The following is a 23,272-nucleotide window of genomic DNA, read 5'->3' on the forward strand; positions in this document are numbered from 1 at the left end:
TAGTGTTCCAAATGTGGTAATGAAAAAAGCATGTTCAAGGGAAGGAGACATTTAATTAGTTTTGGCAAGGTGAATCAACTACTAGTAGAAGAGGTGATATCATTGCATAAAATGAAAAACAGAAGAAAATGGACTTCCATAACACTAATGATGGCGTTGGTGTGTTCATCTATTATTTCGTGGAACATCGCACCAGAGACAACAATGGCTGCCACAGGATACTATGTGGACTGTTCAGCGACAAGTAATGGTACAGGTACACAAGCTAGCCCATGGAACTCGTTAAGTAGTGTGAATAGCCATACATTTTCAGCAGGGGATGCTATTTATTTTAAAAAGGGAACTGCATGTTCAGGACAGTTAAAACCGCTTGGTTCGGGAACTAGCGCCAGTCCTATCCTCGTAGATGCCTATGGATCGGGTTCTACACCAGTACTTAATGGCGGTGGCTTGACGGAATCGACGGTGTATTTACTAAATGTTGACTACTGGACTGTGCAAAATTTAGAAATTACGAATGATGCAACGGCTGAAGCACAAAGAAGCGGTGTTTTAGTAGAAGCGACAGATAATACGATTCATAATGGAATTGTCATTCAAAATCTAACTGTTCATAATGTGAAAGGGTTATCAGACCGGACAAAATTTGGGCGATATTCATCTGCCGGTATTTTGGTTCGTGTACCTTTGAGTTCAGTGGCAGCAACTGGTGCTTTTCAAACCGTCATGGTAAGCAACAATAGTGTCTACGATGTTACTTGTATGGGAATAGCTTCAACTGCTGGAGATTATGGTGGTATTCCCCATACCTACATCGGAGGTTTAACGGTTCAAAACAATACGATTCAAAGGGCGCAGGCCGATGCTATTTATATTGGAGCTGCAGATACGCCGCTTATTCAATATAATGTGGGCTACGATCAAGGATACACAGCATTAAATGTAGGTGTGATAGCCCAAATGTGGTCATCAGCGGCTAAAAATCCGACCTATCAATACAATGAAGCTGCAAGAATTGTACTTACTAACGATTCCCAAGCTTGGGATTGCGATTGGGGAATAACGGGGACTTGTACGTATCAATACAACTATAGCCATGATAATTCAGGTGGATTCTTTCTAAACTGTTCAACTTGTGCAACTCCTAACAGCAGTCAAACTGAAGTACTTCGTTATAATATTAATCAGGGCTATAGTAGGGTTCGAGATGCTGGAGCAGGAACAGCTCAAAAGGTATATAACAATGTCTTTTATAGTCCGAATGATACCATAACTACTGCAAATATGGTGTTTACAAGCAATGCACAGGTTAATAACAATATTTTTGTTAGTAATTCTGATTCTGTTCTGTATGAAAGAACGGGATTGACATATGATTACAATCTATACTATGGTTTTATACCGCCTACGGATGCTCATAAGATCATTACTGATCCGATGTTTGTTAACCCTGGCACAGGAGCAGATGGTAGGGGTACGGTAGATGGGTATAAATTATTACTTGGATCTCCAGCTATTGGGACCGGCAAAGTCATCTCGGGTAATGGAGGGTTAGATTTCTGGGGAAATACGGTTTCGGCAACTGCTGTTCCTAACATCGGAGCATTTAATGGTACAGGAACCTCTGGCAGTACGAGTATCGTTGCGAATGCTGGCTTTGAGTCAGGTGCATTAAGTGCGTCATGGAGTAATACAAGAGGTACTGGAGTAAGCGTTGTAAACAGTAATGTGCACAGCGGTGCTAATGCGATTCAACTGACTGGAGCGAGTGTAGGGGTTAATCAAAATATAGTTGGTCTCAAGCCGAATACAGCATATACGTTAACTGGCTGGGCGAAAGTATCTACAGCAGGAGATGTTGTTTCTATTGGCGTGAAAAACTTTGGAGGGACTGAAACCGCTCAAACTACGACGACAACAGGCTACACGCAATTAACTGTCAATTTCACAACCGGCTCGACGAATACCACCGCTCAAATCTATGTTTGGAAAAATAGTGGAACAAGCATCACATACGCGGATGACTTCCAGGTTGTCCAAACGAGTCCAACGAACGTTGCTGTAAATCCTGGCTTCGAAACAGGCGCAATAAGCCCATGGATCAGTACTTCTGGATCAGGGGCTAGTATTGTCACTGGCAATGCGCATAGTGGTACATATTCGGTTCAGCTAGTTGGTTCTGGTAAAGGAGCACATCAGATTGTTACGGGACTAGCACCGAATACGACCTATACACTCACTGGTTGGACGAAGGTCACCACTGCAGGAGATAATGTGGCTATCGGTGTGAGAGATTATGGAGGGGCTGAAACTTTCCAAACCACAACTTCTACCACATATACACCTCTTTCGGTTACTTTTACAACTGGCGCTACAAATACGAGTGTTCGTATTTATATTTGGAAAAACAGCGGCACGAGTAATACGTATGGAGATGATTTTGTTTTAAACAAAAATTAAATAACCACAAGAATCTTGATTGTTTGAGGAGTACTAAAACTCTAAAAACGATCAAGATTATGATACAAATTGCAGAATATATAAAGGTAGTGCAGACTGGTTCAACTCCAGGAAATCACTGCTCGGTTTAGGAATCAGAAGTGTCAGTTGAATAACATTCGAGCCTATTGGGGCGAAATGGTCAAAGATGGGGCGGAGCGTTGGCAGAAGAATAATTGTATAAGGGTTGCCGCAGCAACCCTTATTTCTTTACCCAAAACGCGGTCGCTCATCCTCGAAGGACTTCAATAGACGTTTTTCTCACGTATATAGGGCATGACCAGCTTTCTTAAACTCCTCAGACTTTTCGCTCATCCCTTTTTCAATGGCTTGATCTTCCTCAAGGCCTTGTTGTTTGGCGAAGTCTCGAATATCTTGGGAAATCCGCATGGAGCAGAACTTAGGACCGCACATCGAGCAAAAATGAGCGACCTTGGCACCTTCTGCAGGAAGTGTCTCATCATGGTACTCAATGGCTCTTTCCGGATCCAAGGATAAGTTGAATTGATCATGCCAACGGAATTCAAAGCGTGCCTTGGATAACGCATTATCGCGATCCATAGCGCCTTTATGTCCTTTCGCTAAATCAGCGGCATGAGCAGCAATTTTGTAAGTGATGACGCCTTCACGAACGTCATTTTTATTGGGCAAGCCCAAATGTTCTTTGGGGGTTACATAGCACAGCATGGCAGTTCCAAACCAGCCAATCATCGCTGCTCCAATGGCGGACGTGATATGGTCATAGCCTGGTGCAATATCCGTTGTTAGCGGTCCTAATGTGTAAAAAGGAGCTTCGTCACAGATTTCAAGTTGTTTATCCATATTTTCTTTGATTAAATGCATAGGGACGTGACCAGGACCTTCTACCATGACTTGTACGTCATGCTTCCAAGCGATTTTGGTGAGTTCACCTAATGTTTCTAGCTCTGCAAACTGGGCCTCATCATTCGCATCTGCAATGGATCCTGGGCGTAACCCGTCGCCTAATGAAAAGGATACATCATAGGTTTTCATGATTTCACAAATCTCTTCGAAATGCGTATACAGAAAGTTTTCCTGATGGTGGGCGAGACACCAAGCAGCCATAATGGAGCCGCCTCGTGAAACAATACCTGTTACTCGTTTGGCTGTAAGCGGAACATAACGGAGCAGAACACCAGCATGAATCGTAAAGTAATCGACACCTTGCTCGGCTTGTTCAATAAGCGTGTCACGGTACACTTCCCAAGTTAAATCTTCTGCTTTTCCGTTCACTTTCTCTAGTGCCTGATAAATAGGGACTGTACCAATCGGAACAGGGGAATTGCGTATAATCCATTCTCGGGTTGTATGAATGTTTTTACCCGTAGAGAGATCCATAATATTATCTGCGCCCCAGCGCGTTGCCCATCTCATTTTTTCCACTTCTTCTTCAATGGAAGAAGATACAGCGGAATTCCCTATATTCGCATTGATCTTGACTAGGAAGTTTCGTCCAATGATCATGGGCTCGCTCTCTGGATGGTTAATGTTTGCAGGAATAATCGCTCTGCCCCGAGCAACCTCGTCTCTTACAAATTCTGGAGACACATTCTCTCGAATCGCGATATATTCCATTTCGGACGTGATGATACCTTGACGTGCATAATGCATTTGGGTTACATTACGACCTGTTTTCGCTCTCATCGGGTGACGATGTAAGCCCGGAAAAACTTCAGTAACGCTCTCTTCCTTGGCATATCCGTTATCTTCCGGTTTAATCGTTCTTCCTTCATACATTTCAACATCGCCGCGTTCTACAATCCAATTCAAACGATTCGGCGCAATACCAGCGCGAATATCGGTTTGGATTTCCTCATCTGTATAAGCGCCACTCGTGTCGTACACACGAACAGGGGCGTTTTCCTGCTCACCGTAAGCTCCTGTAGTTGGACTTAATTTGATTTCACGCATCGGGACCCTGATGTCCTTACGTGAGCCCTCGACATAAACTTTTTTGCTTCCCGGAAAAGAAGATGTTGAAGAAGTGACGTTTTCTTTACTTGTTTCCATTGACATATTATTCCTCCTATTAGTTGATTTCGATCAAGCGGAGGATTCATGCTGCGAAAAAAAGACCGCATCTCTAATAGAGGCGGTCTCCTGGTATACAAAGAGATCTTGTGTTCCTCCGCTGGCATTATCCAGATCAGGTCTAACGGTCGATAGTTATAACTATCCTCTCAGCCTGGTCTCACCAAGCTCCCGTGACTATGCACTTAGGTATTAAATCTACACGTTTTTTACGCTATTTGCAATCTTTATTTGAAAACATGGATAGGCGAAAAAATGTTGTATTGCAACTTTGGTGATGAGAAGATACAATTTCTAGTAAATTCGTTTTCGAAATGGATGGTGATTTTGTTTTGAAAATGCCTTTCATTTTACGCCTTTTCGATAGTCGTAAAAGTGCACTTTCGACCATCATCGCCTCCAATTTATTTTATCGGAAGTGGGTACGTTTCCTATCAGAATAGGATGATGTTGTGGATAAAGCGATGCTGTAGCTGTATTTATTCTTTCAAAAAAAGCAGGAATCGACAAACGAATCCATAATATATTAGGAAATAAAAATGATGTCGATTTTAGACGAGGAGAGTATTGGCATGATGCATCCGCATACGGAACTGCGTTACATCGATGAAAAGATCGGGTTCGGGGTATTCGCTACCCAACTCATTCCTAAAGGGACGATTACTTGGGCGCTCGATGAATTGGATCAAATTCTGGAGCCGGAAGCTGTTCAGACACTTGATGAAGACCGGAAGAAGCTTGTTTTGAAGTACTCCTACCGCAATCAGGATGGGAAATACATCCTTTGCTGGGATAATGGCCGCTATGTTAACCACAGCTTCCATGCCAATTGTATCGGAACAGCGTACGAGATTGAAATTGCAGTCCGCGACATTCAACCTGGGGAGCAGCTAACCGATGATTACGGCTCATTGAACGTTGATGAACCGTTTGAATGTTTCCCAGAGCAAGGTACGGATCGAACACGAGTAATGCCAGGTGATTTGCTGCAATTCGCGGACATATGGGATGAACAAGCGTTAGACGCTTTCCGGTACTACAATAACGTTGAACAGCCTCTTGCTCATCTGATTCGTCCGGAGTTTCAAGATAAAATAGAAATCGCTGCTAGCGAACAGCGATTAGTAGATTCTATTCGAGCCATTCATTTTGAACGTGTTTCTAAGAATGCGGTTAAATGAGGAGCGCGCTTCATTAAGTCTTGGAAAAATTCGCGCTGCAGCGTGATAAAGACAACCGGTAAAAGCGTTTGTATAGTAGCTGTTCGGGGAACGTTGCGAAGTAAAGCGACTTCCCCAAAGAAATCTCCGTCGGACAGGACAGCAACCCGATCATTGTTACCGGTACTGTTCTTTTTCAACACTTCGACCTTACCCCTAACAATAATGTAAAACTTATCCCCAGGATCACCTTCGTGGATGATTGTACGATCTTTGGCATACGATTCCGTAACGAAAAAGTGGGAGATATCTCGAAGTAATAATTCATCCATTTCTGAAAAAATCGGAAACAGCTTCATCCTCTCTGAACTAATCTCAACGTGATATCCGTCCTCGCTAATGTCAAAGCCGTTCTGCTTCGTCCACGATTGCTTATAACGTCCTTCCGGCAGCTTTAGTAATTCCTGATGACTACCTTGCTCGGCAATTTCACCTTGATGCATGACATAAATACAGTCAGCATGCTCAGCCGACGCAAGTCGATGGGTGACAGAGATAACGGTCCTCGCGGCTGTTATTCGTTGTAACGTCTTATTGATCGCCACCTCGGTTGCCGGGTCAAGTGCCGAGGTAGCTTCATCCAGAATAAGGATTGCCGGGTTGCGAATGATAGCACGGGCAATTGCGACACGTTGCCGTTGGCCGCCGGACAACCGTCCACCACGTTCACCGACATCTGTATCGTATCCATCTGGAAGGCTAATGATGAAATCATGGATTTCGGCTAAGCGTGCTGCTTCTATCACTTCTTGGTCGCTAGCTTCCGGCTTGCCAAGACGAATATTTTCACGGATGGAGGATCGGAATAGGAAGCTTTCCTGAAATACGATGCCGATTTGAGAACGAAGCGATGGCAGTGCTATTTGGCGAATATCGGTTTCATCGTAACGCACAGAGCCCATCTGCGGATCATAGAAGCGCATTAGCAGGTTAATGATTGTGCTTTTACCGGAACCGCTGGCTCCAACAAATGCAGCAAAGGTGCCTTTGGGAATCGTAAGATTGATGCCGTTCAAACTGCGCTGTTCCTGGCTATAAGCGAATGTGACATCGAGAAATTCAATATGGCGTTCAAACTGTGGCAGAGTAACGACATTCTCATTGCTTGGAACACTCGGTTGCTCATCGAGCAGTTCACGGACTCGCTGCATCCCGGATGTAGCTTCAATAAATTGAGGTGCAAGCCAGGTTATGGCCGCAACCAAATAGCTGAGGCTCAACAGAATCGCACTGAAGGCAAGAAGCGAGCCAATGGAGAGGATGCCGAAGTAAGCTAACAAGGATCCTACGCAAATCGTCATCAAGTTTAAGATCATTGTGCCCATATTGGTCGTACGATCGATCAGAAAGTTCAAGAAGCTGGATCGGCTCGATAAGTTCAAGTATTGAAGCATACGATCAGAGAAGCGCTGAATCATTAAGGGCTGAAGTCCAAACGCTTTAATAACTGGCTGAGCACTCACATTTTCCTGTACGGCAGTAGCGATTTTGGCCTGCTCTTCTTTTAGCTGATAACTGGCGTCATAAGCCTTCTGACCGAATAATTTGGGTCCGATCAGACAAAGCGGCAATCCGATCAACGCAAGTAAAGCAAGCTGCCATTGCAGGACAAACAGCACAGCTACGTTTAAGACCAATCCTAGAATGGATAAAAGTGCGTAGGGGATGAGCTTGATAAACGTATCGATTGAAATAAGATCACTATTAAATCTGGAAACAATGTCTCCACCGTTGATGCGATGGAAGAAGTCGGTGGAAAGGCTCTGCAGCTTCTCAAACAGCTGCTTGTAGTAATTCGTAACAATGCGGGCGCTGAGACCTGCGAACATGCGGTCACGGTACATACCGACTACGACAGAAGCAAGAGCTCCGGAAACCATCAAGATAAGAATCAGCAGCAGCAAGTTATATTGCTGCGGAACGATGGCCAAATCAATAATGAATTTGTAGCTAAGCGGCATGAAGGTTTCGAAGGCGAGCTCTACGAGAAGAGCGGCAAACAGAAGTCCAGTTTGAAGTTTGTACTTCAGGAAAGAGGAGAAGAGTAAACGGACAAAGGAAAACATGAATAACCTCCTGGGAGTATACCAAGCTATTTTCTCTATTTTAGCATTGGGGTCGCATTTGGGGAATTACAAATCCGCGGAGGGAAATCCTCATTAAGAATTACATTCCGAGCCTGAATTGCCCAGGTGTAATGTTTTCAAATTTTTTAAACACTTTGAAAAAATGCCGCGGATTTTCGTAGCCAACAAGCTCCGCAATCGTGTTGATCGGCCATTCCGGGTTCTCTTGCATGATTTGCTTGGCTTTAGCAAGTCGAAACGTGTGCAAGTAGTGAAGAAAGGTCAGTCCCATCTCTTTACGAAACAACATGCTGATGTAATTGGGATGCATTTGCACATGATCGGCAACGACATCGAGCGATAAATCCAGTTTGTAATTTTGTTCCACGAAAGCGACTATTTTATCAATGGTATGTATGTTCGGATGGTGGTGGTCGGTACGACGCATATAGCGAATTAGCTGTGCAAGGATCTCCGCTACACGGACATCCTCAAGCATGGCGCCGCTGGATGAAAATAGATGGGCTGCGACTTGCTCGCTCCAGATAGCTTCAGGGGTTAAGCCGACGTTCTGCAAATAGAGTCCGATGCAGACTAGAAACTGTTCGCGCAGTTTGCTTTGGCAATCGGAATCGCCGGAGAAATACAGAAGTATGGGCTGCATGTCCTTCTCGATCTGCTCGATAGAGATTTGATGGAGTAACGAATGTTCAATATAGTGCACAAGGTTGTCATAGCAGCTATATAGGTTCTTCGACTCATGTTTGAAGACCGGTACGCCGTAGCTGCCAAAATACCGATTGAATAATAGCGATGCCATCGCTTCTATATACAGATTACGTAAGCTATCCTTATCGTCCTTGTTCCCGCTGGCCCCCATGCAATATCCACTGCCTTGTATCCTCTTTGTATTTATAAACTCGCCGCATGCATGGTGCAGATCAGCGTCGGTCAGAACATGCGTCCCATTCGCAATAAGGACGGTCTGGCGCAAAAAGTGTGACTGGGTTTTGTAGACCTTTTTACTAACATGCTCTAAAGATTTCATAATACCCTTGAGATGTTCGGCAGCAAGAGGAGGTTCACTTTCGTATGCCTGAACGACAATGATGGTTGTATACGGATGGGGAAGAAGGGGCTGTAGTTGCTCCGGCTTGAGCGGCAATTCCTCGAGTGGTGTATTGTATAGGATATGTTCTTTGAGCAACAGCAGGTCGTGCTCGATTGTTCGCTCCTTCTCTTCCTGAATCGTTCTCCCGACTCTACCCAGTACGTTGATGAGTTCATCCTTGTTAATCGGCTTCAACAAATAGTCGATGACTTGGTAGCGCAGCGCTTGTCGGACATAAGCAAAATCGCCATAGCCGGTTAAGATGACAAATCGGTTGCAAAGGTTCAGAGCTTGTATTTCCTTAATAAGAGCGAGTCCGTCCAATTCCGGCATATGAATATCCGTAAGGATCAAATCGGGCTGAAAGTACGCTAACTTTTGCAGTGCATCAATACCGTCGGCAGCGCCGACGATCTCGATAAACGGTGTATGCGCTTTCTGGATCATGCGGATGATTCCGTTTAAAATGATAGGTTCATCATCGACAACCATTAGCTTCATTGTGCTGCCCCCTTAGCTAACTTGAGTAAACATGTCGTCCCCTGGTTAAGCTTACTCTCCATTTGAAGTCCTGATCGCTCGCCATAAAACATTTTCACGCGCTCGTTTACATTGATAATGCCGAGACCTCCGCCACCCTTCTGTAGACGATGGACATCCAAGGTGCCGTTTAACACGCCTTGGATGAGTGCAAGTCGTTCTTCCTCAATTCCAGCACCAGAATCAACAACGGCAATGAACATGAACGTAGAGTCTTCCCATATGCGGATCGAAAGTGAGCCTTGTTTCCTTATATTCGCGATACCGTGAACAATGCTATTTTCAATGATCGGCTGCAGCATATAGTGAGGACAAATAAAGTTATCGATAACCCCATCGATATCAAAAGATACTTGCAGCCGGTCAGCCAGTCTAATTTGTTGGATTTTAATATAGTCTTTGACATTTTCAACTTCTTCCAACAACGAAGTCTCGCTTTTCGTTCCCGACAGACTGTAGCGGAATAGCTTGCCTAGCGTATAAGACATTTCGGCTGCTTCCGGGTCATCGTTCGCTTCCGCGATCATGCGGATCGATTCGAGCGTATTGTACAGAAAATGAGGCTTGATTTGCGCCTGCATCATAAGATACGCCGATTCCTTCCGCAGCATTTCCGAACGATGGACGGTATTTACCAACTCATCCATACGCCTGATCATCGCATTATAAGAGGAGGTCAGATGTCCAACCTCGTCCTTATTAATTTCCCCCCGATATATTGGGAAATGGTTTTCGTCAACCTGCCGCATATGCTTGGAAAGCTTCAAAATGCGCTTCGTAATTGAACTGGCGATCAGATAGTAGATCCCAGAAAGAAGTAATAAAAGGAGGGCTACAATCAAAACGAGAACGTACTTGTTTTTTTTGATCCCAATAAAGACGTCGTCAACTTGCTCCATCATGACAAGCTGCAGCTTAAGGCTGTCAGCATAAAACGATTCTATGAGCATTTTATTTCCGTTGACAGTTTGATACGCGTATTTAGCGTTTGCTTGAACTGCATCGGCAAGTAAGGTCTTCTCTAAATCCTTGGATAGAGGGATCTTTTCGATATGAGAAATGACCTGATGATCCTGATCAAGAACATATAAATTACTTCTGCTGTTCAAATTTAGCGATTCAAATAAAGGTTTTATTAAATTCGAGGTTACTTTGATATCGAGAAGACCGATGTCCTGCTCAAAGTTTCGGTTTCCAATTTTATGAAAATAATGGAGATTGATGTCTTGATCTGGCCCATTATTAAACATTATCCATTTACCTACACCAAGCGGGAGCTTCTTAATGCTCTCATCCAGCTTGAACTCGTCCATCTTGGCCATTTCTGGGCGGAAAATCATACCGTTTTGCTGCTCCATGTAAATGGTCATACCATCGATCATTCGATTGGATGACAAAATATAAGAAAACAAGGGTCTGATGTAGGTCAAAAAATTGGATACTTGCTCATAATCGCTCCGGTAGTTTCCACTTAAATAGGAAATTGTGTTCGAATTATTTTGGAAAAGCTGATATGCGGACTCGATCTGTACCGTGCTTACGTTTACGTTGTTAAGTACTTGATTAACAATTTTTTGCCTGCCTTGCGCATATTCTTCGAGAAAGCTGTTGTAGTTCTGGTTATAAAGAAACAGGCCGAACGAAATAATCGGAATGAAGATGATGAAGATGTAGCCTATTGCCATTTTTTTCACAATCGACAGGTTTTGATAGCTGAATGATGGCCTTGGTTTCACGGATCACACCACCTTATAAACGGACACTATAGCTTAAAAATGATCACTATAAATAAGGTCTGTACTCCTTTATCATAGGATTTGTAAGCGCTTAATGAAAGCGAGTAGGTCATTGCATCGAGGGGGAGTATCATGAGTATAGCACTTAAAATGGTAAAGAAAAACTGGCAGCTCTATCTGATTATCTTACCGTCACTCGTTTACTTGATCATTTTTAAATACATACCGATGGCTGGTGTGCAAATCGCGTTTAAAAACTATATGGTCACGAAAGGAATATGGGGAAGCGATTGGATCGGTATCAAGCATTTTGTTGACTTTTTCCATTTGCCCATTTTTTGGAGGGTGATCAAAAACACGGCGCTGCTTAGTCTCTACTCACTTCTTGTCGGGTTTCCTGCGCCGATCATACTTGCCCTAGCATTGAACGAACTGAAAAACGGGATTTTTAAAAGGACCGTACAGCTGGTCACGTTCGCTCCTTATTTTATTTCAACGGTCATCATGGTTTCGATCATTATGCTTTTCCTCTCTCCGCAGCTTGGCTTTGTTCATCTCTTAGCTGATAAGTTCGGATTTCCAGCGGAAAATATCATGTCAAAGCCGGCGTATTTCAAAACCGTTTATGTACTTTCCGACGTTTGGCAGTTTACGGGATATGCCTCGGTCATATACATTGCTGCTCTGGCAGGGGTAGACCCGCATTTATATGAGGCGGCCAAGGTGGACGGTGCGTCCCGGTTTCAACGAATGATACATATCGATTTGCCAAGCCTAATGCCAACAGCCGTCATCTTGCTCATTCTGAATGCAGGACAAATCATGAACGTTGGATTCGAGAAGGTGTATCTGATGCAAAACGCGATAAACGTTGGGGCTTCCGAGGTTATATCCACCTATGTATACAAAATGGGCTTGGTCGGAGCGAACTTCAGTTTCTCCGCAGCAGTCGGACTATTTAATTCGATCGTAAATTTGTTGCTGCTCATTGTGGTCAACTATGTGGCAAGGAAAAATTCAGAGACGAGTTTGTGGTAGGAGGTAAATCATATGGTTCATCCAGAACAGACATTGACGCTAGAAGCGCGAAAGCCGCCTACACGTATACTTGAAAACAGTGTCGACAGACTGTATTTGCTCTTTGTTTATTTGTTTTTGATCGTTTGTTTGATCATTGTCGCTTATCCGCTCATTTATATCGTTAGTTCATCGTTCAGCTCCTCGTCAGCTGTGATATCAGGAAAAGTATGGTTGTTCCCAGTTGAACCTACCCTTCGCGGGTACAAAGCGGTGTTTCAGAATCCGCAAATCTTGACGGGGTACGGCAACTCCTTGTTCTATCTCTTCTTCGGTACACTGCTTAGCGTAACGTTGACGATAACAGCGGCTTATCCGCTGTCACGCAAAAACTTTTATGGACGCAACGTCTTCACCGCATTGTTCATATTTACGATGCTGTTCAATGGAGGATTAATTCCCTACTATTTGACCGTTAAAGGTATGGGTTTGCTCAACACGAGATGGGCTATGATTATTCCTGGTGCCATTTCGGTATGGCAAGTCATTCTGGCGAGAACGTTTTTCCAGACGTCTATTCCTTCGGAACTAACGGAGGCGGCACATTTGGACGGATGCAGCGACTTCAAGTTTTTACTTCGAATCGTTATCCCGCTTTCCAAACCGATCATTGCCGTTCTAGTGCTTATGTATGCCATCGGCTACTGGAACTCCTACTTTGAAGCATTGATTTTCTTGAAATCTGCTAATTTGTATCCGCTGCAGCTTATTTTACGAAACATTCTGATCCTGAACTCCATCGATCCAACGATGATTAAGGATGTCAAGGAACTTGCGGATCGACAAGGCTTAAAGGAACTTCTTAAATATTCGCTGATCGTCGTCGCGAGCGCACCCGTTCTCATGCTTTATCCTTTTGTGCAGCAGCATTTTGTGAAAGGGTTGTTGATTGGTTCACTGAAAGGTTAAATCCGGTTACACATCGAAAGGAGGGATGCGGGGCAGCGAACAGAAATGGTTTTTACCCATGGAATTGATGGCTATGAAAAAAAAGGAGGGTTTGCGTATGGTAAGTAAAGGAACCAGAAGAACATGGTTATCGGCGGTCCTGATTTTATTCATCACTTTGTTTGTAATTGGCTGCACGTCCAATAGCGAGGATCCAACAGGTAGTGCTAGCCCTAGCGAGGCTGGAAGCTCAGACGGCGGAAAAGACCTTAATGCAACTGGCTTTCCTATTACTAAAAATAAAATTACGATGAGTGCTTTCGCTCCGCAATCCGCTAATATTGCCGATTTGAATACGAATTGGTTTACCAAGTATTTAGAAGGAAAGACGAATATTCATTTGAACTGGCAGCTTGTACCGGGAGAAACAGCGGCATTGAATGAGAAGAAGCAGCTGCTGCTCGCCAGTGGCGACTATCCCGATATTTTCATGCAAGGTAATTTAACGAAAGAGGAACAACTGCTGTATGGTCAACAAGGCGTCCTTCTCCCGTTAAACAAGTTGATCGATCAATATGCACCGAACATTAAGAAAGCGTTCAAAGACATTCCGTATTTGGAGAAGGCGATCACTGCGCCTGATGGCAACATTTATGCGATACCTTCTGTAAATGAATGCTATCACTGTCAATTTTCTTCTAAAATGTGGGTGAATACGAAATGGTTGCAAAAACTCGGTATTAGCGCGCCGAAGACGACTGACGATTTCTACAATATGCTGAAAGCGTTTAAGGAGAAGGATCCGAATGGGAATGGCAAGGCAGACGAAATTGCGTTCACGGGTTCACCGACAGGTTGGCATACGGATATCGAAACGTTCGTAATGAATGCGTTCGTCTATTACAATGCGGATAACAACTATTTCATGTTGAGCGGGGGTAAGCTGGCAACGTCGGTCGACCAACCAGGCTTCAAAAAAGGTCTGCAATTTTTGAACAAATTGTACGCGGAAGGCTTGATTGATAAGGAAGCATTTACGCAGAAATCGGATGCGCTTTCCCAAAAAGGGAATAGTCCTAATACGGCGATTGCAGGAGCTATTCCGGCAGGCTGGTTCGGCGAATTCACGGATGCCTCGCCAACGGCAACGCGCCACAAGGACTATGATCCGATTGCGCCGCTTACAGGACCAGACGGAGCGTCGTTCACGCCACACTACATTGGCATCGGGAACTCGGTGTTTGCCGTGACGAATAAAAATAAAAATCCGGAAGCTGCAATTCGTCTAGCCGATTATTTGTACTCGGATGAGGGCACGACATTGTCCAACTTTGGGGAAGAAGGACGCAACTGGATGAAGGCAGACGCGAACGATAAAAACACGCGCGGAACTGCAGCCAAGTTCAAGGTTAAAGAAACGACTTACGGGGTAGGTCAGGTGCAGAACGACCATTGGAATCAAATGGGACCTGGCCTTCGTTCGTCCGAATATCGCGAAACTGCCTATGCAGCTAGCCAGGACATCTATACGATGGATGGCTTGGAAACCCGTCTGTACAAGGCTACCAAAGAATTGTATGAAGGACATCAACCGAAAGAAGAGTTCCCGACAGATATTTTCTTGACGAACGATCAGGCTAATCAAGTTAAGCAATTGAAGCCGATTATAACAGATTACGTCAAACAGTCCATGCTTCAGTTCATCATGGGGGCCAAAAGCATTGACAAAGATTGGGACGCTTACGTGAAAGGCCTTAAAGATTCCGGCATGGATCAATTCATCAAAATCTATCAGGATGCCTACGATAAAGTGTATAAAAAGTGATTGCAGGTGAAGATTCTCTAAAATGGAGGGAAAACATGAACAAGCGATGGGAGCGAACTGACTGGTTCCGAGAAGCACGATTCGGCATGTTTATTCACTGGGGATTGTATGCAATCCCCGCGAGGGGAGAGTGGGTCCGAAGCGTCGAGAAGCTGAGTAATGAGGAGTACGAACCGTACTTCCGAGAGTTTCGACCAGACCGCTATGACCCGCGGGCCTGGGCAAGAGCAGCAAAGGCGGCGGGACAGCAATACGCTGTCCTAACGACGAAGCATCATGACGGTTTCTGTCTATTTGACAGCGAGTTTACGGAGTACAAAGCGACGAATACACCTGCTCAGCGGGATTTGATCAAGGAATATGTGGAAGCATTTCGCGAAGAGGGCTTGAAGGTCGGCTTTTATTATTCATTGATTGATTGGTATCATGATGATTATCCCGCATATGGGGACCGCATTCATCCGATGAGAGACAATGAAGCTTATAAAGAACGTTCCATTAAGTTCGAACGTTATGTGGACTATTTGCATACACAAGTGAAAGAATTGCTTACAAAATATGGTAAAATTGATGTGATGTGGTTCGATTTCTCTTACGATGATATGACTGGGGAGAAGTGGAGGGCAACTGAGCTTGTGGGCATGATTCGGTCCCTTCATCCAGATATTATTATTGATAATCGGCTCGGCGGCGATATTAAAGCGGCCGAACCGGAGGTGTATGCCGGTGACTTTTATTCCCCGGAGCAAATCGTACCCCCCGGCGGCATTGTGGACGAGAACGGGCTGAACGTTCCATGGGAAGCCTGCATTACGCTCAACGACAACTGGGGTTATCATGCGAAGGATTTCGCCTACAAGTCGCCGAAGCAGGTCGTCCGAGCTTTAGTGGAATGCATCAGTAAGAACGGCAATATGCTTCTGAATGTCGGACCAGATGCAAGAGGGGAAATTCCAGCTGAGTCTCTTCACATATTGACGGCGGTTGGTGAATGGATGCGGCGTAATGGCGAAAGCATTTATGGATGCGGAGCATCCTCTCTTCCAAAGCCCGAATGGGGACGGTATACGCAAAAGGGAAATATGTTATATGCCCACATATTTGACCGTGGCATTGGTCCGATTTATTTTCAGGGCCTAAAGGGGAAAATCAAAAAGGCGAGGCTCCTCGCAGACGGCTCAGAACTTAAAGTATCCACGCCATGGATGGCGGAACATTATTCGGATACTGAAAGCGGGGCATTCATTCATTTGACCGGCGCCGAACTACCGGACGATATGGATACTGTGATCGCGCTGGAGATCGAATAAGGAGGCTTGAGGCGTAAGGAGGTTCGAAGCAACAAATGAATAATGCGGCATTATTAGTGGAAGAACGGCGTGGACATCTTATGGAATGCGAATATTGGGGGCATGTGGTTGGAATCGACTTGCAGGGTAATATTCGATATCAGGTTGGAGATCCCTATCATGTATCTTATTTACGTTCAGCGGCCAAGCCGTTTCAAGCGATTCCCTTTTTTCGCAGACAGCTTCATCAGAAATTCGGCTTAACTTTGGAGGAACAAGCTGTCCTGACAGCATCCCATCGTGGTCAGTCGTTTCATGTGAACGCTTTGGAATCATTGCTTGTTAAGTTTGGTTTGAATGAGGGGCAATTGGTTTGCGGGGCATCCTACCCACTGCATACGCCAAGCCATTATCGACTGCTTTATGAGGGTCTGTTGGAGAGGAAGCTCTATCATAACTGTTCAGGGAAGCACTTAGGCTTGCTTGCGGTATGTCAGGCAGAAGGATACGCCATTCAAGGCTATGAAGAGAATGACCATCCGCTGCAGCAGGAGTTGCGCGCGATCGTAAGCGAAATGGCGGGCCTCGCCGGTGATCGCTTACAGATTGGTATAGACGGCTGCGGCCTTCCGGTTTATGCGATGCCTCTGTACCATGCGGCGCAAGCGTTTCTGAAGCTCGCGCGTCCCGAATTGATTGAGGATACTGTCACTTCTGCTACTGCGCAGGAGTTGACAGTTGCAATGAATAGCTGTCCAGATTGGGTATCCGGTACAGATCTCATCTGTCCTGCGTTGTTGAAGGACGCTAATATTGTTGCAAAAGGAGGCGCCAAAGGCATATATTGCTTTGCGCTGAAGCGAGAGGGTTTAGCTTTTGCTATAAAGGTTGCTGATGGAAGCGAAGACAAGTGGGCGTATGTAGTGGCCGCCATTCTTTCCCAAATTGGCTATCAGGATGAGACTACAATTGCGCGTCTTCGTAAGTTGTGCCCAGAGGAAATCCGTAACAGCTTAGGGGTTGTAGTTGGTCAGCATCGTATCGGATTTCATTTTCTTTGACGCTGTCATACTGCGGTTAATGGAGAAGAAAGACCATGCTTGGCCGGCATGCCAATTTGGAATAAAGGACAGGAAAATGCTTCGATCTTATAATTGAATAAAGTGAGACCTGCTGATGAGGAATATCCAGCAGGTCTCTTTTTGTATGCTAAAAGTCGTTAAAACGTTAGCCAAGTAGTCGTCATACTGTTAGTTGCCACGAATGAATTGAAATAAAATTAAGATGAAGTTGTTATGATACCGTGAATGAAGGAGGAATTTTAGCTATGGCACTTCACTTTCCCGAGGGTTTCTTGTGGGGAGCATCGACTGCTGCACATCAGGTAGAAGGAAATAATATCAATTCCGATTTTTGGCTAATGGAAAATTTGGAGGGATCCATGTTCAAGGAGCCTTCAGGCGATGCTGTTGACCACTATCGTCGCTACAGGGAAGATATTGCGCGTATGGCTGAACTAGGCTTGAATTCGTATCGTTTCTCCATCGAATGGGCCCGGATTGAACCCGAAGAGGGACGATTTGATGGAGCGGCCATCGATCATTACCGAGATGTACTGCTGGCTTGCAAAGAATGGAATATAACGCCGATTGTGACGCTGCATCATTTCTCTTCCCCACAATGGCTCATTCGTGCGGGAGGATGGGAATCAGTCGAGACGCCATCTCGGTTTGCTCGCTACTGCGCCCATGTTATGAGTGAATTAGGCGAAATGCTTCCTTATATTTGTACGATTAATGAAGCGAATATCGCTATTGGAATCACGAAAATCATGAAGCGCTATCAATCGGGGGCACCAGGTGCCCAAGTCGGAATGAATATGGATAAAATGGCCCAAATGCAAAAGCACTACGAGGAATTGAGCAAAGCTTTCGGCGTTCCTCCCCGTGAAGTTCACACCTTCTTGGCCCCGCGTTCGGAGAAAGGGTTGGAAATCATTTTTCATGCACATAGGCAAGCGAGAGCAGCAATTCGGCAGGTTTGTCCAAGTGCAAGAATCGGGTTGACCCTATCTCTCTATGATCTTCAGAGTGTACCAGGCGGGGAAGAGCAAGCTGCTCATGCCTTACAGGAGGAGTTTCTTCAATTCATTCCATATCTGAAAGATGATGATTTCTTCGGCTTGCAAAATTATACGCGAGCGGTTTATGGAGTTGACGGCATTCTGCCTGTCCCAGCTGATGCTGAGACGACCCAGATGGGTAATGAGTTTTATCCGGAGGGACTGGAGGCTGTCATCCGATATGTCACGAAGCATCTGGATATGCCGATCTATATCACCGAGAACGGTGTAGGGACGGACGACGATACACGCCGTGTCGCATATATTGATCGTGCCTTGAAGGGTGTACATGCATGTGTCGCTGACGGGATTCCGGTTAAGGGATATATGCATTGGTCACTGATGGATAACTTTGAATGGCAGCTTGGTTTCTCCAAACGATTTGGTCTTATCGAAGTAGACCGCATGACAATGGAGCGAACTCCGAAGCCTAGCGCCTTTCATCTTGGAAAAATCGCTAGCAAGAATGCACTAAATATATAATTCTCAGCCTCGCTGGGAGGCCTAAAGCGAACTGAATTATCATGAGAATAGATAGCACATGTGGACATTCTATGTTTCACTGACCAAAATGAACTTGTCATAATGGAGGCTAAACCATGTTGAAAGGTAACGTATCTTCAGATAAAACAAGTCATGAAACATATCACAATGGAAAGATGTAGACGGTAATCCCAAAAGTTACGGATATGCCACATATAATGGTATCACACTAAATATCGCAGATCTGTCAGAATAACAGACACTCAAAAGCACCCCGAAAGAAATTTGGGGTGCTTTATCTGTATTTTGCATCCGTGGCCTAATCAGTCAACCATGTTCAAAACATGTATAAAGTCGTAAAAGTGCTATTCCTAATGTCGTGAAAATTATAGCCTGCATCAAGTACTTCTTATTATCATTATTGTAGTTACTATGAAAGGGGAGACTGAAATGAAATTAACTAATAAAGTGGCAATCGTGACGGGAGCAGCATCCGGTGTAGGTAAAGCGATCGCTGAGCTGTATGCCAAAGAAGGTGCCAAGGTTGTCGTGGCGGATCTGAATGAGGATGCCATCTCCGCAGTTGTTGATGGAATCAAACAGGCTGGTGGTACCGCTATCGGTGTTGTAGCTAACGTAACGAAAGAATATGAGATTCAAGCAATGGTGGAGAAAGCTGCGAGCGAATTCGGAAGTGTTGACATCCTGGTTAACAATGCCGGCATCATGGACGGTTTCCGGTTGATCGAGACGATTGAAGATGACCTCTGGGAGCGGGTGCTCTCCATTAACTTGACAGGCCCAATGCGAGCCATCCGCAAAGCGCTTCCGTTCATGCTTAAACAAGGGGGAGGCGTAATCGTCAATATCGCTTCTGCGGCTGGGATTACAGGCGGCAAGGGTGGCGTCGCTTATACATCTGCCAAGCATGGTATCGTAGGCTTGACCAAGAATGTCGGCTATACGTATGCCAAATCCGGTATCCGTTGCAATGCCATTGCCCCAGGCGGCGTTCGAACCAATATTGCCAATACGATGGGCAATATCGATATGGCCGGGATGCAGTCGTTCCGGGAAGGAGCGGGAACACAACGGTGTGAAGCGGTCGACCCTAGTGAGATCGCAACCGTTGCGCTCTTCTTAGCATCTGAGGATTCCCGATTTGTCAATGGGACTGTCATCGCAGCTGACGGTGGCTGGACGGCGTATTAGAGGTAAAATAAAGGGTTGGACGGTCTCCACAAATAAAAACTTGATGTCGGGCATTGTGGATACAGGGATCGTCAATAAAGACCTTTCTATGATTTACAAGTTAGGGAGCTTGATGGTGATGATAGCGATCGTTGCTGCCGCATGCTCAGTTACGGCTAGTTATTTTGCAGCGACTATTTCGTCAGGGTTTGGAAGCTCGTTGCGAGAGCGAATTTATACGAAAGTACAGGGGCTTGGTTTGTCTTCTTTCAATGAAATGGGTGCTTCATCACTGATTACGCGAACGACAAATGACGTGACGCAAGTGCAGAATGTCTTGCAGATGTTTCTGCGGGTCATGCTTCTTGCACCCATCATGTTCATCGGCGGCCTTATTATGGCGCTTTCGCAGGACGTTCGACTATCCGCTGTACTTCTCGTCGTTATTCCACTTTGGTTGTTGGTATTTCGCTGATTATATGGAATGTTTTTTCAATTTTTGCGCATCATTCAGAAGCAAATCGACCAGATGAATCTTGTCATTCGCGAGGGGTTAACAGGTGTGAGGGTCATTCGCGACTTTCACCGGATCAAATGGGATAAAGAACGGTTTCATCAAACGAACGAAGCGTTAAGGGACTAATCCATAGCATCCCAACGAATCATGTCGCTCAATATGCTCGTCATCATGATTGCGTTTAATCTCTCAACGGCGCACGAGCTTCGTCATCGCACGTCGATTGTCTACGATACGTGATGCGGATCTAATTCTTATGATGGATAAGGGGAAAATTATCGAGCATGGCACCTATGAACGATTGCTGGAACAGCAAGGTTTTTATTCCGAGTTGTATCATAGCCAGTTCGAAAAGAGTGCATCTGCTTGAACGGTACTCAATACAAAAATAAAAAATACAAAAGCCGGGATTTCATTATTTTTGAGGTCCTGGCTTTTGTATTTTTATTTTCAGGTAAGTCTCATCAAAGTCGTGAAAGTGATGCTCCACAAGTCGTCTAAACGTTAGTCCGCCTATCCGATGGGTCTGAGCGGACCCTCCAGAGAGAGGGACAGTTTCTATGCGCCATTTGGTAAGAAGCATGAATCACGAAAAGTCGTCAAAGCGTTATTGAAAAAGTCGTCATACTGTTAGTTGGCCGATGGCCCATCCCTTATGATAAGGCTAAGGATCTTAAAAATAAAACAAAAGGAAGTGATCTGCACATGGAACAAGCCATAACGACACCTGCTCTGCAAGCTGGGCTGAAAGAAAAGAAAAAGAAGAACATGTACCGGAAATACTCGCCGCTTCTGATCATGATGTCTCCGGGTCTTCTTTACCTGCTGTTCAACAACTATCTTCCCATGCTGGGGATCGTCATCGCCTTCAAGAAAGTGAATTTCGCGAAAGGCCTTCTTGGGAGCGATTGGATCGGATTCGCCAACTTCGAATACCTGTTCAAGACTTCGGACGCGTTCATCATTACGCGGAACACGATTCTTTATAACCTCGTGTTCATTGCGGTCGGAACGGCGTTGTCTCTGGCTAGCGCGATCCTGCTGAACGAGATCAAGAACAAGGTGCTGTTGAAAGCGTACCAGAGCATCATCACGCTGCCGCATCTGATTTCCATGGTTATTGTCAGCTACCTGGTGTTCGCCTTGATGAGCCCGGAGACCGGGTTCATGAACAAAACGGTGCTCCCCTGGTTCGGCATCAAAGAGGGCATCTCGTGGTACAGCGAAGCGAAGTACTGGCCCGTGATCCTGACACTGGTGAACTTCTGGAAGGGCGTCGGTTATTCCAGCATTGTGTTCTTCGCCGCCTTGCTCGGCATCGACGAGGAGTACTATGAAGCGGCGAAGCTCGACGGCGCAAGCCGCTTGCAGCAGATCCGCCACATCACCTTGCCGATTCTGATGCCGGTCATCATCATGCTGACGCTGCTCAGCGTCGGACGAATTTTCTATTCGGACTTCGGATTGTTCTATCAGGTTCCGATGAACTCCGGTGCGTTGTTCGACACGACCGCGACAATCGATACTTATGTCTTCCGCGGATTGATGGGCAACGGCGACATCGGCATGTCCACCGCGGCGGGGGTCTATCAATCTATCGTCGGGTTCTTACTCGTCATGCTTGCGAATTTTATGGTACGACTATACAGCAAAGAAAACGCGTTGTTCTAAGGGGGGAATGATCTTGAGAAACGAAAGCATCGGCCTGACGTGGTTCAGCCATATCGTCATGTTCCTGTTCGCTGTAGCCTGTATCATTCCGTTCGTTCTGCTCATCTCGGCATCGCTAACGGATCAGAATGCCATCATCGCACACGGGTACTCCTTCATCCCCGAAACGTTTAGCACGTTAGCGTATGAGTATCTGTACGAGAGAGGAGCAGATATCGCGCGTGCCTATGGCGTTACGGTATTCGTAACGGTGGTGGGAACAACCATCGGCGTGGCCGTCACGACACTGTTGGCCTACCCGCTCTCTCGGAGCGTAACGCCACACCGCAATCTGATCATGTTCATCGTCTTCTTCACCATGCTGTTCAACGGAGGCTTAGTGCCGTCGTACCTGGTATACACACAGCTGTTCGATATCAAGAACACGATCTGGGCGTTGATCGTGCCGGGGCTGCTCATGAACGGATTTTTCGTCTTGATGATGAGGACGTTCTTCCAGACTACCATTCCTTCGGCCCTGATCGAATCGGCGCAGCTGGACGGAGCAAGCGAGTACCGGACCTTATGGTCCGTGGTGATTCCGCTTTCAGCGCCCATTCTGGCGACGATCGGCTTGTTCGAGTGTATCATGTACTGGAATGACTGGCAGCTGGGGATGATCTATATCACCAACCCGAAGCTCTTCAGTATCCAGAATCTGCTGAACCGCATGATGCAGGACATTCAGTTTATCAACAGCAATATGGGTGATCGCGCGAGCGATGTCATGCAGGAAATGCCGACCGATTCGGTCAAGATGGCTATCGCTGTGATCGGGGTACTGCCGATCCTGCTGGCGTACCCGTTCTTCCAGAAGTATTTTATCAAGGGGATTATGATCGGTGCTGTAAAAGGGTAAACCTATATTCATATTTTGTCCAAACGCCACAGCTGATAATATTAGGTTGTGGCGCTTGGGCTTTATTTGTGTGTATGATGGAAATAA

The 23,272-nt window shown here is 45.5% G+C and carries 18 protein-coding genes and 1 riboswitch; of the genes, 14 read left to right on the forward strand and 4 right to left on the reverse strand.

Annotation, left to right across the window (positions count from 1 at the left end; genetic code table 11):
- Positions 1–111 precede the first annotated feature (111 nt).
- Positions 112–2,460, forward strand: coding sequence for a carbohydrate binding domain-containing protein (locus tag AC58P7_RS08335; protein ID WP_497341681.1), 2,349 nt, complete (start codon positions 112–114; stop codon positions 2,458–2,460).
- 300 nt (positions 2,461–2,760) lie between these two features.
- Here AC58P7_RS08335 and thiC read toward each other — a convergent pair whose 3' ends face one another.
- Positions 2,761–4,536, reverse strand: a complete 1,776-nt coding sequence (gene thiC / locus AC58P7_RS08340) for a phosphomethylpyrimidine synthase ThiC (RefSeq protein ID WP_497341684.1) — start codon at positions 4,534–4,536, stop codon at positions 2,761–2,763.
- Between the two features lie 90 nt (positions 4,537–4,626).
- A riboswitch (TPP riboswitch) is annotated at positions 4,627–4,736 on the reverse strand.
- Between the two features lie 354 nt (positions 4,737–5,090).
- On the opposite strand from thiC, the gene AC58P7_RS08345 reads away from it, so the two are divergent.
- Positions 5,091–5,732, forward strand: a complete 642-nt coding sequence (locus AC58P7_RS08345) for an SET domain-containing protein (protein ID WP_497341686.1) — start codon at positions 5,091–5,093, stop codon at positions 5,730–5,732.
- On the opposite strand, the gene AC58P7_RS08350 is transcribed toward AC58P7_RS08345, so the two are convergent.
- The 3 genes from AC58P7_RS08350 to AC58P7_RS08360 form a co-directional block, all read right to left on the reverse strand.
- Positions 5,696–7,837: an ATP-binding cassette domain-containing protein gene (locus tag AC58P7_RS08350; protein WP_497341688.1), complete on the reverse strand. Its 2,142-nt coding sequence runs from the start codon at positions 7,835–7,837 to the stop codon at positions 5,696–5,698. The two genes, AC58P7_RS08345 and AC58P7_RS08350, sit on opposite strands and share 37 nt — an antisense overlap.
- A 100-nt stretch (positions 7,838–7,937) precedes the next feature.
- Entirely contained in the window at positions 7,938–9,449 is a 1,512-nt protein-coding gene (locus tag AC58P7_RS08355; RefSeq protein ID WP_497341690.1) for a response regulator, read from the reverse strand.
- Positions 9,446–11,224 (reverse strand): sensor histidine kinase, encoded by a 1,779-nt coding sequence (locus AC58P7_RS08360; protein WP_497341692.1) that lies wholly within the window; start codon positions 11,222–11,224, stop codon positions 9,446–9,448. The genes AC58P7_RS08355 and AC58P7_RS08360 overlap by 4 nt, the downstream gene beginning before the upstream one ends.
- A gap of 132 nt (positions 11,225–11,356) precedes the next feature.
- On the opposite strand from AC58P7_RS08360, the gene AC58P7_RS08365 reads away from it, so the two are divergent.
- The 12 genes from AC58P7_RS08365 (at position 11,357) to AC58P7_RS08420 (ending at position 23,185) form a co-directional block, all read left to right on the forward strand.
- Positions 11,357–12,262 (forward strand): ABC transporter permease, encoded by a 906-nt coding sequence (locus AC58P7_RS08365; protein WP_497341694.1) that lies wholly within the window; start codon positions 11,357–11,359, stop codon positions 12,260–12,262.
- A 12-nt stretch (positions 12,263–12,274) separates the two neighbouring features.
- Complete coding sequence (locus AC58P7_RS08370) at positions 12,275–13,210, forward strand: carbohydrate ABC transporter permease (RefSeq protein ID WP_497341696.1); 936 nt, start codon at positions 12,275–12,277, stop codon at positions 13,208–13,210.
- Between the two features lie 97 nt (positions 13,211–13,307).
- Positions 13,308–15,014 (forward strand): ABC transporter substrate-binding protein, encoded by a 1,707-nt coding sequence (locus tag AC58P7_RS08375; RefSeq protein ID WP_497341698.1) that lies wholly within the window; start codon positions 13,308–13,310, stop codon positions 15,012–15,014.
- A gap of 35 nt (positions 15,015–15,049) precedes the next feature.
- Complete coding sequence (locus AC58P7_RS08380; protein ID WP_497341700.1) at positions 15,050–16,324, forward strand: alpha-L-fucosidase; 1,275 nt, start codon at positions 15,050–15,052, stop codon at positions 16,322–16,324.
- Between the two features lie 35 nt (positions 16,325–16,359).
- Positions 16,360–17,364, forward strand: a complete 1,005-nt coding sequence (locus tag AC58P7_RS08385; protein WP_497341702.1) for an asparaginase — start codon at positions 16,360–16,362, stop codon at positions 17,362–17,364.
- A gap of 266 nt (positions 17,365–17,630) precedes the next feature.
- Complete coding sequence (locus AC58P7_RS08390; RefSeq protein WP_497341704.1) at positions 17,631–18,908, forward strand: glycoside hydrolase family 1 protein; 1,278 nt, start codon at positions 17,631–17,633, stop codon at positions 18,906–18,908.
- A 450-nt stretch (positions 18,909–19,358) separates the two neighbouring features.
- Positions 19,359–20,120 carry a glucose 1-dehydrogenase gene (locus AC58P7_RS08395; RefSeq protein ID WP_497341706.1) on the forward strand — a complete coding sequence of 254 codons (762 nt, stop codon included), beginning with the start codon at positions 19,359–19,361 and terminating at the stop codon, positions 20,118–20,120.
- A complete protein-coding gene (locus AC58P7_RS08400) occupies positions 20,077–20,574 on the forward strand; it encodes an ABC transporter transmembrane domain-containing protein (protein ID WP_497341708.1) in 498 nt (165 codons plus the stop codon). Before AC58P7_RS08395 ends, AC58P7_RS08400 begins: the two co-directional genes overlap by 44 nt.
- A 9-nt stretch (positions 20,575–20,583) precedes the next feature.
- Positions 20,584–20,742, forward strand: coding sequence for a hypothetical protein (locus tag AC58P7_RS08405; protein ID WP_497341709.1), 159 nt, complete (start codon positions 20,584–20,586; stop codon positions 20,740–20,742).
- A gap of 97 nt (positions 20,743–20,839) precedes the next feature.
- The gene (locus tag AC58P7_RS08410) at positions 20,840–20,986 is read left to right on the forward strand and encodes a hypothetical protein (protein WP_497342065.1); all 147 of its coding nucleotides are present in this window, start codon (positions 20,840–20,842) and stop codon (positions 20,984–20,986) included.
- Between the two features lie 335 nt (positions 20,987–21,321).
- Positions 21,322–22,287 (forward strand): ABC transporter permease, encoded by a 966-nt coding sequence (locus AC58P7_RS08415; protein WP_497341711.1) that lies wholly within the window; start codon positions 21,322–21,324, stop codon positions 22,285–22,287.
- A gap of 7 nt (positions 22,288–22,294) precedes the next feature.
- Positions 22,295–23,185 carry a carbohydrate ABC transporter permease gene (locus AC58P7_RS08420; protein WP_497341713.1) on the forward strand — a complete coding sequence of 297 codons (891 nt, stop codon included), beginning with the start codon at positions 22,295–22,297 and terminating at the stop codon, positions 23,183–23,185.
- Positions 23,186–23,272 lie beyond the last annotated feature (87 nt).

Source organism: Paenibacillus sp. J22FR5 (assembly GCF_059691975.1).